Source organism: Paenibacillus sp. J22P51, assembly GCF_059692215.1.
In genome coordinates this window covers 1,005,794-1,019,712 of the sequence record NZ_JCAUAZ010000001.1, presented here as the reverse complement: position 1 = coordinate 1,019,712, position 13,919 = coordinate 1,005,794, and the positions used below count along the sequence as shown (strand labels likewise).

12 protein-coding genes are annotated in these 13,919 nt (G+C 47.2%); 8 read left to right on the top strand and 4 right to left on the bottom strand.

Features of this window, described 5'->3' with window-relative positions; translation table 11 throughout:
• Window positions 1–13: 13 nt before the first annotated feature.
• The 3 genes from mdh (at window position 14) to AC58QC_RS03955 (ending at window position 3,694) form a co-directional block, all read left to right on the top strand.
• On the top strand, window positions 14–955 hold the full coding sequence (gene mdh / locus AC58QC_RS03965; protein ID WP_497413889.1) for a malate dehydrogenase: 942 nt from the start codon (window positions 14–16) through the stop codon (window positions 953–955).
• Window positions 956–1,395: 440 nt separating this feature from the next.
• The gene (locus AC58QC_RS03960; RefSeq protein WP_497413888.1) at window positions 1,396–2,970 is read left to right on the top strand and encodes a DNA-binding protein; all 1,575 of its coding nucleotides are present in this window, start codon (window positions 1,396–1,398) and stop codon (window positions 2,968–2,970) included.
• Between the two features lie 289 nt (window positions 2,971–3,259).
• Window positions 3,260–3,694 (top strand): hypothetical protein, encoded by a 435-nt coding sequence (locus tag AC58QC_RS03955; RefSeq protein WP_497413887.1) that lies wholly within the window; start codon window positions 3,260–3,262, stop codon window positions 3,692–3,694.
• Between the two features lie 300 nt (window positions 3,695–3,994).
• Here the strand turns inward: AC58QC_RS03955 and yfbR are convergent, their stop codons facing one another.
• Both yfbR and AC58QC_RS03945 read right to left on the bottom strand, forming a co-directional pair.
• Complete coding sequence (yfbR, locus tag AC58QC_RS03950; RefSeq protein ID WP_497413886.1) at window positions 3,995–4,591, bottom strand: 5'-deoxynucleotidase; 597 nt, start codon at window positions 4,589–4,591, stop codon at window positions 3,995–3,997.
• 60 nt (window positions 4,592–4,651) lie between these two features.
• Window positions 4,652–5,788: a polysaccharide deacetylase family protein gene (locus tag AC58QC_RS03945; protein ID WP_497413885.1), complete on the bottom strand. Its 1,137-nt coding sequence runs from the start codon at window positions 5,786–5,788 to the stop codon at window positions 4,652–4,654.
• A gap of 118 nt (window positions 5,789–5,906) precedes the next feature.
• Here AC58QC_RS03945 and AC58QC_RS03940 point away from each other — a divergent pair, with 118 nt between their 5' ends.
• From AC58QC_RS03940 to AC58QC_RS03925, 4 genes are all read left to right on the top strand, one after another.
• Complete coding sequence (locus AC58QC_RS03940; RefSeq protein WP_056624020.1) at window positions 5,907–7,457, top strand: fumarate hydratase; 1,551 nt, start codon at window positions 5,907–5,909, stop codon at window positions 7,455–7,457.
• Between the two features lie 142 nt (window positions 7,458–7,599).
• The gene (gene pnpS / locus AC58QC_RS03935) at window positions 7,600–9,396 is read left to right on the top strand and encodes a two-component system histidine kinase PnpS (protein ID WP_497413884.1); all 1,797 of its coding nucleotides are present in this window, start codon (window positions 7,600–7,602) and stop codon (window positions 9,394–9,396) included.
• 118 nt (window positions 9,397–9,514) lie between these two features.
• Window positions 9,515–10,231: a response regulator transcription factor gene (locus AC58QC_RS03930; RefSeq protein ID WP_056624013.1), complete on the top strand. Its 717-nt coding sequence runs from the start codon at window positions 9,515–9,517 to the stop codon at window positions 10,229–10,231.
• A gap of 262 nt (window positions 10,232–10,493) precedes the next feature.
• The gene (locus AC58QC_RS03925; RefSeq protein WP_497413883.1) at window positions 10,494–11,576 is read left to right on the top strand and encodes a Gfo/Idh/MocA family protein; all 1,083 of its coding nucleotides are present in this window, start codon (window positions 10,494–10,496) and stop codon (window positions 11,574–11,576) included.
• Window positions 11,577–11,645: 69 nt separating this feature from the next.
• Here the strand turns inward: AC58QC_RS03925 and AC58QC_RS03920 are convergent, their stop codons facing one another.
• Window positions 11,646–12,524 carry a helix-turn-helix domain-containing protein gene (locus AC58QC_RS03920; RefSeq protein ID WP_497413882.1) on the bottom strand — a complete coding sequence of 293 codons (879 nt, stop codon included), beginning with the start codon at window positions 12,522–12,524 and terminating at the stop codon, window positions 11,646–11,648.
• Between the two features lie 196 nt (window positions 12,525–12,720).
• Here AC58QC_RS03920 and AC58QC_RS03915 point away from each other — a divergent pair, with 196 nt between their 5' ends.
• Window positions 12,721–13,563 carry a phytanoyl-CoA dioxygenase family protein gene (locus AC58QC_RS03915; RefSeq protein WP_497413881.1) on the top strand — a complete coding sequence of 281 codons (843 nt, stop codon included), beginning with the start codon at window positions 12,721–12,723 and terminating at the stop codon, window positions 13,561–13,563.
• A gap of 66 nt (window positions 13,564–13,629) precedes the next feature.
• Here AC58QC_RS03915 and AC58QC_RS03910 read toward each other — a convergent pair whose 3' ends face one another.
• Window positions 13,630–13,917, bottom strand: a complete 288-nt coding sequence (locus AC58QC_RS03910; protein WP_497413880.1) for a DUF6171 family protein — start codon at window positions 13,915–13,917, stop codon at window positions 13,630–13,632.
• Window positions 13,918–13,919 lie beyond the last annotated feature (2 nt).

Sequence of the window (13,919 nt, the reverse complement as noted above, 5' to 3'; positions counted from 1 at the left end):
AGGTAAATCTCAAATGGCTATTCGTCGTAATAAGATTACCGTTGTTGGCGCGGGTTTCACTGGTGCTACAACTGCTCTGATGCTAGCTCAAAAAGAACTTGGTGACATCGTTCTTCTCGACATTCCGCAACTGGAAAACCCCACAAAGGGTAAGGCGCTTGACATGCTTGAAGCTGGTCCAGTTCAAGGCTATGATGCACAAATCACGGGTACATCCAACTATGCAGATGCTGCCCATTCCGACATCGTTATTATCACTGCTGGTATCGCTCGTAAGCCGGGTATGAGTCGCGATGATCTCGTAAATACGAATGCCGGTATCGTGAAATCCGTTTGTGAGAATGTGAGAGAAGTTGCACCTGATTCCATCGTTATCATCTTGAGTAATCCCGTCGATGCCATGACGTACGTAGCTTATCAAGCGCTTGGTTTTCCCAAAAACCGCGTAATCGGTCAATCCGGTGTTCTTGATACCGCGCGTTACCTGACATTTATCTCCCAAGAGTTGAACGTATCCGTTGAGGATGTGAAAGGTGTTGTTATCGGCGGACACGGCGATGACATGGTTCCACTTGTTCGCTACACTTACGCTGGCGGCGTGCCAATCGAGAAACTGATCTCAGCTGATCGTATTGAAGCCATCGTTCAACGTACACGTACTGGCGGCGGTGAAATTGTCAACTTGCTTGGTAACGGTAGTGCATACTACGCACCTGCGGCTTCCCTTGTGCAGATGACAGAGGCAATCCTTAAAGATAAAAAACGTATCATCCCTACAATCGCTCTTCTTGAGGGTGAGTATGGCTATGATAATCTGTTCATGGGTGTTCTGACGGTACTTGGCGCTAACGGTATCGAGAAAATCATGGATATCGAATTGACCGATGCTGAGAAAACAGCCTTGGATAAAACAGCGGATTCCGTACGCAACGTAATTAAAGTTGTTTCGGGCTAATCGAAATGAAATGAAGGATCAATCTCCTAGGTATTAGGAGGTTGGTCTTTTTTTGTGGCGGTAGCAATCCAATGCACCGTTAGACACTCCCTTAGTTGCGGAACGTCGTTCCCTTATTTGGGCTGAAACGAACAAAATCAGTGAGAAACGGAACGAGAGGACGTTATTTTCCTGAAAATAGCTATTCATAGCTGATTTTTAAGGAATAGCGGAACCACGTTCCGCAACTCTCGGGAAATCGTTGTTTTCGCCAAAATAGCGGAACGTCGTTCCGTTTCTCCGAGGCTGAGAAGACGGCGTAGCTGTTATTTGTATGAATGCACAAAAAGTTGTTGATTTTGTAAATTGATTTCCAAATGCTATCCCACGAGATTGGCGTATGATACGATATGTATAGCCAAATGACATTGGTTAATTATTCCATAGGATGGTGGGAATTGATGTTGAGAAGAAGTTGGTTTGGCAAGAAAAGCTGGCGAAGATTCTTTGTTGGCGCGGCAATAGCTAGTACATTGTTAAGCGTCGTACCGCAAGCATGGGCGGAAGGACCGAATGACCCAGCCCCATCGATTACCCCTGCTTCCCCGAATGGAAAAAAGGTGTTGTTTGATAATACACATGGACAGACAGCTGGAGCTGCCGATTGGGTTATTGACGGTGCTTTCTCTGATTTCGCGAATGCGCTAGGAAATGCCGGTTACTATGTAAAAGAGTTACGCAAAAGTTCAGCAATTACACTATCGGACTTATCTGCTTATGATGTATTCGTCCTTGGGGAAGCTAATATCCCTTATAAAACCACGGAACAAAGCGCTATGCTGCAATATGTGCAAGCTGGCGGAAGTATTTTCTTCATCGGAGATCATTACAATGCGGATCGGAACAAGAACCGTTGGGATGCGTCCGAAGTATTCAATGGCTATCGTCGTGGGGCGTGGACAAATCCTGCATTAGGAATGAGCACCGCAGAAGCAACATCAGCAGCGATGTCCGGCGTAGCAAGCTCAGACTGGTTATCGACAAACTTCGGCGTACGTTTCCGTTACAATGCGCTAGGTGATATTACGGCCAACAACATCGTGACAGGTGCGCAAGGATTTGGCATTACAAGTGGTGTATCCACGGTTGCCATGCATGCGGGTTCGACGTTAGCCATTACAGATCCTAACAAAGCGAAAGGGATTGTGTATTTGCCATCTACAACGACGAAATGGGCGAGCGCTGTGGATCAAGGGGTATACAATGGCGGCGGCGTAGCGGAAGGACCATTCGTTGCCGTTTCCAAAGTAAGCGCTGGTAAAGCAGGCTTCATTGGTGACTCCTCGCCGGTTGAGGATGCGACGCCAAAATATTTGAAGGAAGAGACGGGTGGTGCAAAAACGACCTATGCAGGTTTCCAAGAGCAGAACGACGCAACCTTGCTAGTCAATATGGTCAATTGGTTAGCTGCGAAAGAGAGCTATACGAGCTTGACACAAGTTTCGGGGCTGACCTTAGATACGGCAACGACACTATTCACATGGGAACAACCAGCGAATACGACTGAGCCACAAGCGGAGCCATGGGCAACACCAGCAGCGGGTTACAAGTGGTATGATCCAACGACGTTTAAAACAGGATCGTATGGCGTCTCTTCATCAACCAACACAACAGACCCATTCGCATTCGTGCATCAAGCTCAACTGCCGAATCAATACGTGTTCCAAGTGAAGATTATTATGAACGGATTAGCCGCTAATTCGACGACTACAGGCTATAATTTGGGCATCTATAATGGCTCAGGTACCCAAGTCGCCAAAGTGCAGAACAGTGACGGCACATGGCCAACAGCGTATGGATACAGTACGAACTTCTCGATGACAGCTAACGCGAGTGGTCATGCTGAGAAAATTGTGAATGTCCAAATCAATACGACAGCTTCTGGCGCAGCGAATATGCGTATTAGACAGAATACAACGAATAAGTTTACGGAAGCTGTGACGATAGCGAATGTTGCTGTAGTGCCTCTGCCATAGGGCTAGGAATATGAAGTGAAATGACTAGATAGGTACATAAACAACGCCAGTTTCCTGTGTTGGGAATGGAACTCGTATGAAGTGACAGTTGAAGGACCGAAAGGTCATGCTAATGTCAGTGATCGAGAACGTTCAGGGGGAACTGGGGTTGTTTTCTGCGTAATTGGTCACATTTTTATGGAGATATGGTGAATTTGCACAGAATATGACATCGCTTTCTTGTTACGCTCAATCCGATTCTGTATACTAAAAGAGAACGATTCTAAATAAAATTGCGGAGGTCGGTTCAATGTATCAGGTTATGATTTTTTTACATGTCATTAGTGCGCTTATGCTTGGCTCTTATGTCGTTTTCCCTTTCATTGTAGGACGAGCTGCTAGCTTATCCGGTGCAGGACAAGAAAGCTTCATGGGATTGTTATCTACGATTAACCGTGTTGGTCAATTTTCTTTGATTGTTACCTTCCTTTCCGGTGGTGCGATGATAAGCAAATTGGACCCTATGCCGTCTGAACTTTGGATGGGGCTTGCTGTTGGTCTATTAGTGATTGTTGGGGCTGTTACAGGCATGATCGGCAGCAGAATCAAAAAGCTGAAAGCAAACAGCGCAGCAGGGAAAAGCACGCTATCTGATGCTGCGAAAATCAAAACATTTAGCTGGATCGCTTCTGTAGCTGTTATCCTTGCTATTTTGATTATGACAAATCCTCAAATTTTGTCATAGTCTTAAAGATGAAAATAACCTCCTTTCCATGAGTGCGTGGAAGGGAGGTTATTTTGTGTTCGTGCATGCCCTCTAGATCCTCAACTATTCGTCGAATAGATGGATTTTCTGCAGTTAAATTCCGGGAGAACCCTGGAAATTGGGAAATAGCTGGATTTTCTACAGTTAATTTAAAGTTTTTCGGAATAATGGATGAAAATAGACTAAATTAACTACATGAAATCCATCTAAATTGGAATAAGTGGTGAAAACCGAGAAAAAAGCTGGAGTTTTTCCAGTTAATTGGGTCTGGCACTCGAGCTAGCACGGATCTGCGATATCCAAGGTAATCTCATCCAGCGTTTTCTCGAAAGAAGCGCTCATATGCTCAAGGAAGTATTCAACTTCTGGCATGTTCATCTTTTTCAAGCTGTCTAGGACTTGTTGTTTGGCAACGACGAACTCGCGGTTCCCCGTGGAGAGCTCGGTTAGGCATTTGATATAGGCTTCGATCAAATCAGCGGCTTTTACCCAACGGTAGAGTTCAGGGTCAGGATCTTGAATGAGGCCGCGGTAGATGCTGCTAAGTGCCGGGGGAATCGTGCCAATCAGGCGCTCGACCGCGACATCTTCAATTTCACGGAAATTGCGCAGAATTTGCTCGTTGTTGTGCTTCACAGGCTGAGGGATGTCACCAGTCAGCACTTCGGATGCATCGTGGAATAAGGCAATGGATACGACGCGGTCGGTCGGCACATTGCCGCCATAGACTTCGTTGGAAATGGTGCAAAGCATATGAGCAATCGAGGCTACGTAGAAGGAATGCTCGGCTACGTTCTCGCGGCGCATGTTCCACATCAAACTCCAGCGATCGATATATTTGAGTCTGTATAAATAAGCGAAAAAGTGATGATTCATGAGTTGAGCTCCTTCATGTTTGATTTGGCGGGCCGAGTAACACAGCCCGCTCGCCAAGGGCTACTTCACGCTCGGCGCCACCCGCACAGCCACCTTGCCGGTGGCCGGGGTGTAGACGAGCGACTGCCCAATCAGCGCTTGCAGATCGTCAAGCGCAATCGTGACCTGCCCGTGCTCGCGCAGCACGGGCTGCCGCAGCCGGGCGCGCGCTTCGCCGCGCGTCGCAGTCTTCGCATTCACCTGCAGGGTGAATGCCTCTTGCCCGAGGCGGAGGCGAAGCTCTCCGCCCTCCACCGCGGCGCTGCCGCCGAGCTGCGTAGCAGCAGCGGCAGCATCCACGCGCAGCGGCGCGCTGTCACGCTGCGCCGTAACCCGGCGCTGGATCGAGCGCTGCAGCAGCTCCGGCGTGATGTTCGGGCTGCCCGCGTTGATCCGCGGGATCAACATGTGATCGGCGCTGCGCGTCGCTATCTCGGGCGAGATCGTGAAGGCGTAGCGGATGCCCGCCTTCTTCACTTGCTCCGTCGCCGCTGGCGACGTGATGCCGAATGGGTACGCCATCGCGTCGAGCGGCTTATCCGTTAGCCTCGCGAGCTTGCCTACGCAGGCTTGCGTGTCTTGGAACACGCGCTGCTGATACGCATCCGCGTTCTCGCCGTCGAGTCTGCCCACAAGCGCTGCTTCTCCACTTGGAAGCTTATTGTGGAGGCTATCCGTGTGGCAGCCGATGTCGATGAAATTCGTCGCATGCGTCATTTCACTGACCTGCTCGTTGGACATCGACGGAATGTAAGAGGCCAAGGGGGTCGCTAAATCCTTCGTGATGACGAAGTTGACAGCGGGGATGCGCAAGCTTTTGAGAATCGGATAAGCTCCGGTAAAAAAGCTTTGATACCCATCATCAAAGGTGACCAGCACCGCGTTCGATGGAACCGTTGCGCCTGCCAAGTACATTTTAAACTCATCTAATGAAATGAAATGATAGCCTTTGCTGAGCAGCGACTCTAACTGATTTTGAAACAGTGTACTTGTGATCGTACTTGAGCTTGTGTCCGTGTCATGGATGTGATGATACATCAGAACGGCAACCTGATCTTGGTAGTAAATAGTCTCGGATCGTTCAGCCTGCAGGGGTGTCAGCAAGAGCGTGAGCCCAATCAGACTAACGAGAATCGAAATTGCAATTCTTTTGTACATGTCAGCGAATCTCCTTGTTTTCCTCACAAGAACCGTCGAACAGTTCCTTCGAGGTATGGTATAATAGACATATTGTTTTTGATTATGTATGTATTTGAGAGAGGAGCTAGACAGCGTTATGCAGCATTTTTATCAAAGCGTTTATGATTTGATCGTTGAAACATCCACAAACCTTCCTGGTGATGTTCGTCGTGCGGTTCAGGCCGCGCAAATAAAAGAGGATAATGGCACGCGTTCAGCCTTATCTCTATCCCGAATTGCCGATAACATTCATATGGCGGAGACGAATGTATCCCCGATTTGCCAGGATACAGGAATGCCAACGTTTATTATACACTGTCCGGTTGGGGCAAACCAAATTGTTATGAAGAAACACATCCTTGAAGCGGTTGCGAATGCGACGAAAGCTTCTAAACTTCGTACGAATTCCGTAGATTCGCTTACGGGTGCTAATAGCGGGGATAACCTCGGACCAGGAACACCCGTTATCCATTTCGAACAATGGGAACGTGATGATGTTGAAGTGAAGCTCATTCTCAAAGGCGGCGGCTGCGAGAACAAAAATATTCAATACAGTTTACCTGCAGATCTTGAAGGCGTAGGCAAAGCAGGTCGTGACCTCGATGGCATTCGCAAATGTGTCATGCATGCCGTGTATCAAGCACAAGGTCAAGGCTGCAGCGCAGGCTTTATCGGTGTTGGAATCGGTGGCGACCGGACAAGCGGTTACGAGCTCGCTAAACATCAATTGTTCCGCCATGTAGACGATGTGAACCCGCATCCGGACCTTCGTAAAGTCGAAGAATACGTGATGGAACACGCGAACACGCTAGGAATTGGTACGATGGGGTTTGGCGGTCAAGTGACCTTGCTCGGTTGTAAAGTTGGCGTAATGAACCGTCTGCCGGCTAGCTTCTTCGTTTCCGTAGCGTATAACTGTTGGGCGTTCCGACGCCAAGGCGTGATTCTGAATGCTGAGACGGGTGAAATCAACGGCTGGTCTTATCCAAGAGGTGTTGAGGTTTCCTTCCAAGAGGCTTTCGAAGCAAGTGCGGAAGAAGCTAGAAACACACCGCAAGAAGAGCGTCGCGAGATCGTACTAACGACTCCGATTTCGGAAGAGCAAATTCGCAGCTTGAAGGTCGGTGATGTGGTCGTCATTAATGGGACGATGCATACAGGACGCGATGCGCTGCACAAATATTTGATGGACCACGATGCGCCAATCGATCTGAATGGAGCAGCAATTTATCACTGTGGACCGGTTATGGCCAAAGATGATGCTGGTGAATGGCATGTGAAGGCAGCTGGACCGACAACGAGTATTCGTGAGGAGCCTTACCAAGGCGATATTATTAAAAAGTTCGGTATCCGCGCGGTAATCGGTAAAGGCGGCATGGGTCCTAAGACGCTAGCAGCCCTGAAAGATCACGGCGGCGTGTACTTGAATGCTATTGGTGGAGCGGCACAATACTATGCACAATGCTTCAAAAAGGTAGAAGGCGTCGACTATCTGGAATTCGGTATTCCTGAAGCGATGTGGCATCTGGAGACGGAAGGCTTCGCTGCGATTGTAACGATGGATTCACACGGCAACAGCCTGCATGCAGATGTGGAAAAGAACTCGTTAGAAAAACTGGCAGCGCTGAAAGAGCCTGTTTTTAAATAATTTCTCTCTATATTGTCTTCTCGTCACATTTACAAAAAAAATACTGGATTAACATTAGAAATTAGGGTTACTATTTAGAGTAGCCCTTTTTCTTATTTATGGAATAAATCGGCACACAACCCTGTTGGAGGTTTACGCGTTCATGACCAAATTTCGTGCAAAGCTAACCCTGATTTTAATTTTACTAATTGGATGCTCGATGTTGGTTGCCGGAATTTTCATGGCGAAGGTCCTTGAGAACTCTCATGTGAAGTCTTTACAAGAAAATATGGAGCGAGAGCTGCATGTCATTGTGTCAAGCGGCGTATGGGATTATCAAGGGACGGATGCCGAGCTGTTCAAGTATTATTCCGCTCAGGCTCTTCGGCTGAAGGACGCAACGGGCGAGCGGTTGACGTATGTGCGTGCTGACGGTAAAGTTCTCGGTGACTCCGATCAACTGCCTGAGCAGATGGACAATCATTTAACAAGACCAGAAATTGCAGCAGCAGCGAAAAATGGGGTCGGATATACGACACGTTACAGCGATACGCTGAAAGAGAAAATGCTGTATGCCGCCATTCCCGTTAAAAATGAAGCCAAAGTGACAATCGGTTATTTGCGAATATCGATGAGCTTAGAGCAGGTAGATAGATCTATAAGCAGTCTATGGTATTTCCTTTTTTCAGGACTTGCGATCCTATTTATCGTTGCGGGTATCGTTAGTTATCGCATTGCCAAAGGAATTACAAGGCCAATCGAGCGGATGACCAAGGTCGCGCAGCAAATCACGAATTTGAATTATGAATCTCGTGTTCCTGCCTATCGGAATGATGAGGTTGGGCAGCTTGGGCAGGCGATTAATCGCATGTCAGAAAGCTTGCAGGGACAAATGGCGCGAATTCAGGAGAACGAACGCAGACTGCAAGGTGTCATGGAAAATATGATGAGCGGCATCATGATGATTGACCGCGAAGAGCGGATTATGCTGCTTAATCCTTCTGCAGAAGCGATTCTGGGCTTCTCGTCCCAGGAGTTGCTAGGGAAGAAATATAATGAAGCGAAGCAGCAATATGATTTTACGAAAATGATCCAAGAGTGCATCGAGCTTCAAGAACCGATTTCGGACGAGATGATGTTCTATTACCCTGCCGAACGTATACTAGATATCCATTTGAGTCCCATTGCACATGAGGATGAAGAATGGTCAGGTGTGCTCATCGTACTGCATGATATCACGGCGGTTCGAAGATTAGAGCGGATGCGCAGCGAGTTCGTGGCGAATGTCTCGCACGAATTGAAAACGCCGATTGCGGCGGTCAAAGGCTTTGCAGAGACGCTGCTAGCTGGCGCGCTGAATGATAAGGAAACAGCGGTATCGTTTCTACAAATCATTTTTGATGAAAGTGAGCGGTTGAATCGATTAATTGGGGATATTCTGGAGCTTTCGAAGATTGAATCGAAGCGGATTCCGATGAATTTCTCGCCTATTTATTTGCCAGAGTTTCTAGATAGATCCCTAAGTGTATTGCGGAAAGAAGCGGAGAAGAAGCATATCGAGCTTAGCATGACGGTTGAAGATGATATGTATATTGAAGCGGATGAGGATCGATTACGCCAAATCATTATTAATTTGCTATCCAATGGTATCGCTTATACGCAGGAGGGTGGCAAAGTTAGATTGCGTGTAGAGCCTCTGGAGATGAATGCTGACGGAGATTATGAACGACTGCGAATGATTGTTTCGGATACGGGGATGGGTATCCCTAAGAAGGATTTGCCGCGTATATTCGAACGATTTTATCGGGTGGATAAAGCACGATCCCGAAGCTCAGGTGGAACAGGACTCGGGTTATCGATCGTAAAACATCTCGTGGAGATGCATAAAGGATCGATTCGCGTCGAAAGCGAAGTCGGGGTAGGGACGAAATTTATCATTGAGTTACCTGTGATTCATTAATTTGGGTTGATATAATTGCGGATTTACACCACGATGATGTTGACTTTACAATGCCTTTACATTTGTGTGATACACTCAAGTTGTGTAATGTTAATAAACAGTAAATGCGGGGGATCCCATGGCACAAAAGATACTCGTTATTGAAGATGAGCCAACATTGGCTCGGTTACTATCCTATAATCTCTCGCAGGAAGCCTATGATACGAAGGTGATTGATCATGGTGGAGATGGCCTGCAGGAGGCGCTTCAGCAGTCGTATGATTTAATCATTTTGGATATTATGCTCCCAGGCCTGAGCGGCTTTGAGGTATTGGCTAAGCTTAGGCAGAAGGGAAACCGGACACCTGTCATTATTCTAACGGCGCGCAATGCCGAAGATGAAGTCGTACAGGGCTTGAAACACGGAGCTGATGATTATATCACGAAGCCATTTGGGGTGGCTGAACTGCTTGCGCGTGTAGCTGCTGTTCTACGGCGGACACAGTCAGACGAAGCAGCTGCAGATATAGCCAAATCGAATGAGAAAGTCATTCAGGCTGGTGAGCTTCGTATTTATCCTGAGAAATATGAAGTCGTGCTGAATGGCGAGTCGATTCCACTTCGACCGAAAGAATTTGAAGTACTGCTATATCTTGTGCAGCGGCCAGGTGTGGTTGTCACCCGAGATGATCTCATGAATATCGTTTGGGGTTTCGACTATATCGGGGGTCAGCGTACAGTCGATGTACATGTGAGCTCTTTGCGCAAAAAGCTGGAAATGAATCAGCAATCCGTTCAGATTGATTCGATTCGCGGCGTTGGGTATAAGCTGGTTGCGACAATGATTAAAAAGTAAGTAGCATGGAAGCTGGTTAGGCAGCGGCCATGCTTTTTTTTAGTGATTAGGCTCGATTTCCGAGCCTATCCACGGATAGCTTGAGTAGAGATTCGTTTTCCACCCCAACCTCAACTAATCATTTCTTAGAATTGATAACACAATCGCATACAATCTTCGCAAAATCGGGAATTTTTTTAACGGTTGTATTGGGTATAATTAATGTATACATAAAATTACTGTCTAAGAGAAATTTGCAGGTTAATTATAGAGGAGGAACATCATGTCAACGACGTATCGAATCGCAATTATTGGGTGTGGAGGGATTGCCAATGGCAAACACATGCCTAGCTTAAGCAAGTTAGACAATGTAGAAATGGTAGCATTCTGTGATATCGTTTCCGAGCGAGCAGAGGAAGCTGCTGCGAAATTCGGTAAGGGAGAAGCCCGTGTCTATGAAGATTACCGCGAGGTATTGAAAGATAGCACCATCGATATCGTTCATGTGTGTACGCCAAATGATTCCCATGCGGAAATTACGATTGCGGCTTTGGAAGCTGGCAAGCATGTAATGTCAGAGAAGCCTATGGCGAAAACAGCAGCTGACGCTAGACGAATGGTTGAAGCAGCTAAACGTACAGGCAAAAAGCTAACTGTCGGCTATAACAATCGCTTCCGTGGCGATAGCCAACATCTCCATAAGCTTTGCTCGGAAGGCGAGCTAGGCGAAATTTATTTCGCAAAAGCACATGCGATTCGTCGCCGCGCTGTTCCGACTTGGGGCGTGTTCCTCGATGAAGAGAAACAAGGCGGAGGCCCGTTAATCGATATCGGTACGCATGCTCTGGATCTGACGATGTGGATGATGAACAACTATGAGCCAGCGGTTGTTTTGGGTACTTCTTATCACAAGCTCTCCCAACGTGAGAACGCGGCGAATGCTTGGGGTCCTTGGGATCCTGCCAAGTTCACGGTGGAGGATTCAGCATTTGGCATGATTACGATGAAAAATGGCGCTACGATTATTCTTGAATCGAGCTGGGCTTTGAATACGCTTGAAGTCGATGAAGCGAAATGTACGCTATCCGGTACGGAAGGCGGCGCCGATATGAAAGGCGGTCTTCGCATCAATGGTGAGAAGCACAGCCGCTTGTTCACGACGGAAGTGGAACTGAACGCAGGCGGAGTTGCTTTCTATGACGGTAAAGCAGAAGTTGCCTCAGATTTAGAGATGAAACTATGGATTCAAGCGATAGAGAATGATACAGATCCAGTCGTTACACCTGAGCAAGCGTGTGTGGTTTCTGAGATTTTGGAAGCCATTTACGAGTCAGCGAGAACAGGTATGGCTGTTTATTTCGACTAAGACTGATAACGTCCCCCATGCCTAGGAAATAGTTAATGATGTGAAAAATCCCCTTACGATAACATGCGCTTATCGGTTGGTGGGATTTTTCGTGGTTTTCCGGTGCTCGCCGGGGGCTACGCCTGTACGTTGTTTGAATATTTTAGAAAAATGATGTAAATCAGCAAAGCCGCAGTAATCGGAGATGGACTCATGGCTGAGGTCTGTATTCGTAAGTAATTCCTTCGCATGATGGATGCGCATCTGCAATAAGTATTGGTGCGGGGAAGTCCCGTAGCGTTGTTTAAAGAGATAGCTGAACCTTGAAACAGAGAGATTTGCACGTTCGGCCATGTCCTCAACAGAGATGGGATCACTTAAATGATTGGAGAAATACGAGGTGATCCAGTTCAAAGTTGGAGCCAATGTGGGGACATCCCGCTGATAAGATTCTAGAATCGAAAGGATGATTTCTAACATAAGATGCTGAATTCTTAGCTGTGTGAGCGGATCTTGAATATTAACAAGCTCAAGGGTTTGTAAGAGCTTTTCTTTTAAAAGAGAGGGGTTCTGCGGCTGGATGTGTACGGGAACTCGAATGTCGAACAGGTCTTGAATGGTTGGTTGCATCAGATGCTTGTACGCGGATAAATCAATTTGACCTGGTCGGGTAGGGAAGCTGTTTTCACGTTCTGGATTGTAGGCCATATCAAAATGTAAATAAGGCGTGACTGTGTTGGTTAATCCCTCTAAGGATAGCAGGCTTCCAGGTTGGACTAGACAGAATTGACCTGGGTAGAACATATATTTCATGTGGTCGACCCAGAAACAGCAGGTGCCTTCTTGGATGTATATCAATAAATAGTCCAAGAGTCTGCGCTCGGGATAGTTCCATGGCTTGCGCACGGCAAAGTCACATTCCCTAATATAGGGGACAATCGGCGGGGACTTCATTAATTCTTGCAGCATGTGAGAGCCTCTCTTCATATAACTTGAAAAGTATTCTTACTGACGGTAGATGCCCGTACTCATATCTTATTGTAGTTCAGGATAGCTGTTCGAATCCAGTTGTTTTTGACAAATCAATAACCTTGTTTGACAAAGATTCTTACACTACAGGGTCGTATAATGAAGCTATAAATAGACAAGTTGAGGTGCATAGCGCATGAGTAATCTTGAATCGAACCAAGTCAATGAATTGCCGTTGTTAGAAGACAGCTACACGTTGTCGCAGGAGCAACAGGAAAGCTATCAAAGCAATGGCCATATCGTTCTTCGAGGGGTAGCGAAAGAAGCTGAGATCAATGTCTATGAGCCGATCATTTCGAACTGGGTGAAGACATTAAATAACCAAGATAAACCACTGGATCAGCGTGATACGTATGGGAAGGCATTTATTCAGATTTCGAATTTGTGGGAGCATAGTGAAGAAATCCGCCGCTTTGTGTTTGCGAAACGTTTTGCCAAAATTGCCGCAGATTTAATGGGCGTTGACGGCGTGCGCATGTATCATGACCAAGCCTTGTACAAAGAGCCTCATGGCGGTCATACCCCTTGGCATCAAGATCAAATTTATTGGCCGTTGGATACAGATAAAACGATTACGATGTGGATGCCGCTTGTCCCGATATCTGAAGCGGTAGGTTCGATGACCTTTGCTTCCCAATCCCATCTCATGGGTTACATCAATAAAATGGTTATTTCCGATGAATCCCATCGTACGTTGGCAGGGTATATCGAGGGTAAGGGCTTTGAGACCAAGTCTCACGGCGCGATGGCCGCAGGGGATGCTACTTTCCATGCCGGATGGACGCTGCACAGCGCGCCAGGCAATCCGACGGATACGATGCGCAAAGTCATGACCGTTATTTATTATGCGGATGGCTTACAAATTGCTGAGCCCGATAGCAAAGCTCGTGAGAGCGATTTGAAACGTTGGTTTCCTGGCCAAAAGCCTGGGGAGTTAGCTGCTTCTGAGCTGAATCCGTTATTATATAGTCGCAAATAAAAGAAAAGATCGCTTTCCCACTTTAAGAAGTGAGGAAGGCGATCTTTTTAATTGAATGTAGCTAGGTTACCATTTGCTCCCATACGGAGAAGGGCAGCGAGCGCTGCTGAGCTTGGCCTTCACGCCCATCAAGCAGCCGCAGTGACGGCATGTTGTGCCGAACTGATAGTCGCTGCAGCTTGTGCAGACAGCAATCCGACGGTCATATTCAGCTTCTGTGGTCAGCTTCAGGTTGCGCACGCGGAGCGTTTCGCCGAATAGCTTGGCAATTTCTTCGGGTGTCACGTGAACAGATGCCGAACACCCTTTGCAATCGGATCCAACTTCTGCTCTAGTTCCTACTGGGTTATCCATAT

Coding starts and splice junctions, on each gene's coding strand:
- AC58QC_RS03940 (WP_056624020.1), top strand. CDS start 5,907: ATGCAGCATTTTTATCAAAGCGTTTATGATTTGATCGTTGAAACATCC.
- yfbR (WP_497413886.1), bottom strand. CDS start 4,591: ATGAATCATCACTTTTTCGCTTATTTATACAGACTCAAATATATCGAT.
- AC58QC_RS03920 (WP_497413882.1), bottom strand. CDS start 12,524: ATGCTGCAAGAATTAATGAAGTCCCCGCCGATTGTCCCCTATATTAGG.
- AC58QC_RS03925 (WP_497413883.1), top strand. CDS start 10,494: ATGTCAACGACGTATCGAATCGCAATTATTGGGTGTGGAGGGATTGCC.
- AC58QC_RS03945 (WP_497413885.1), bottom strand. CDS start 5,788: ATGTACAAAAGAATTGCAATTTCGATTCTCGTTAGTCTGATTGGGCTC.
- AC58QC_RS03955 (WP_497413887.1), top strand. CDS start 3,260: ATGTATCAGGTTATGATTTTTTTACATGTCATTAGTGCGCTTATGCTT.
- AC58QC_RS03960 (WP_497413888.1), top strand. CDS start 1,396: ATGTTGAGAAGAAGTTGGTTTGGCAAGAAAAGCTGGCGAAGATTCTTT.
- pnpS (WP_497413884.1), top strand. CDS start 7,600: ATGACCAAATTTCGTGCAAAGCTAACCCTGATTTTAATTTTACTAATT.
- mdh (WP_497413889.1), top strand. CDS start 14: ATGGCTATTCGTCGTAATAAGATTACCGTTGTTGGCGCGGGTTTCACT.
- AC58QC_RS03915 (WP_497413881.1), top strand. CDS start 12,721: ATGAGTAATCTTGAATCGAACCAAGTCAATGAATTGCCGTTGTTAGAA.
- AC58QC_RS03930 (WP_056624013.1), top strand. CDS start 9,515: ATGGCACAAAAGATACTCGTTATTGAAGATGAGCCAACATTGGCTCGG.
- AC58QC_RS03910 (WP_497413880.1), bottom strand. CDS start 13,917: ATGGATAACCCAGTAGGAACTAGAGCAGAAGTTGGATCCGATTGCAAA.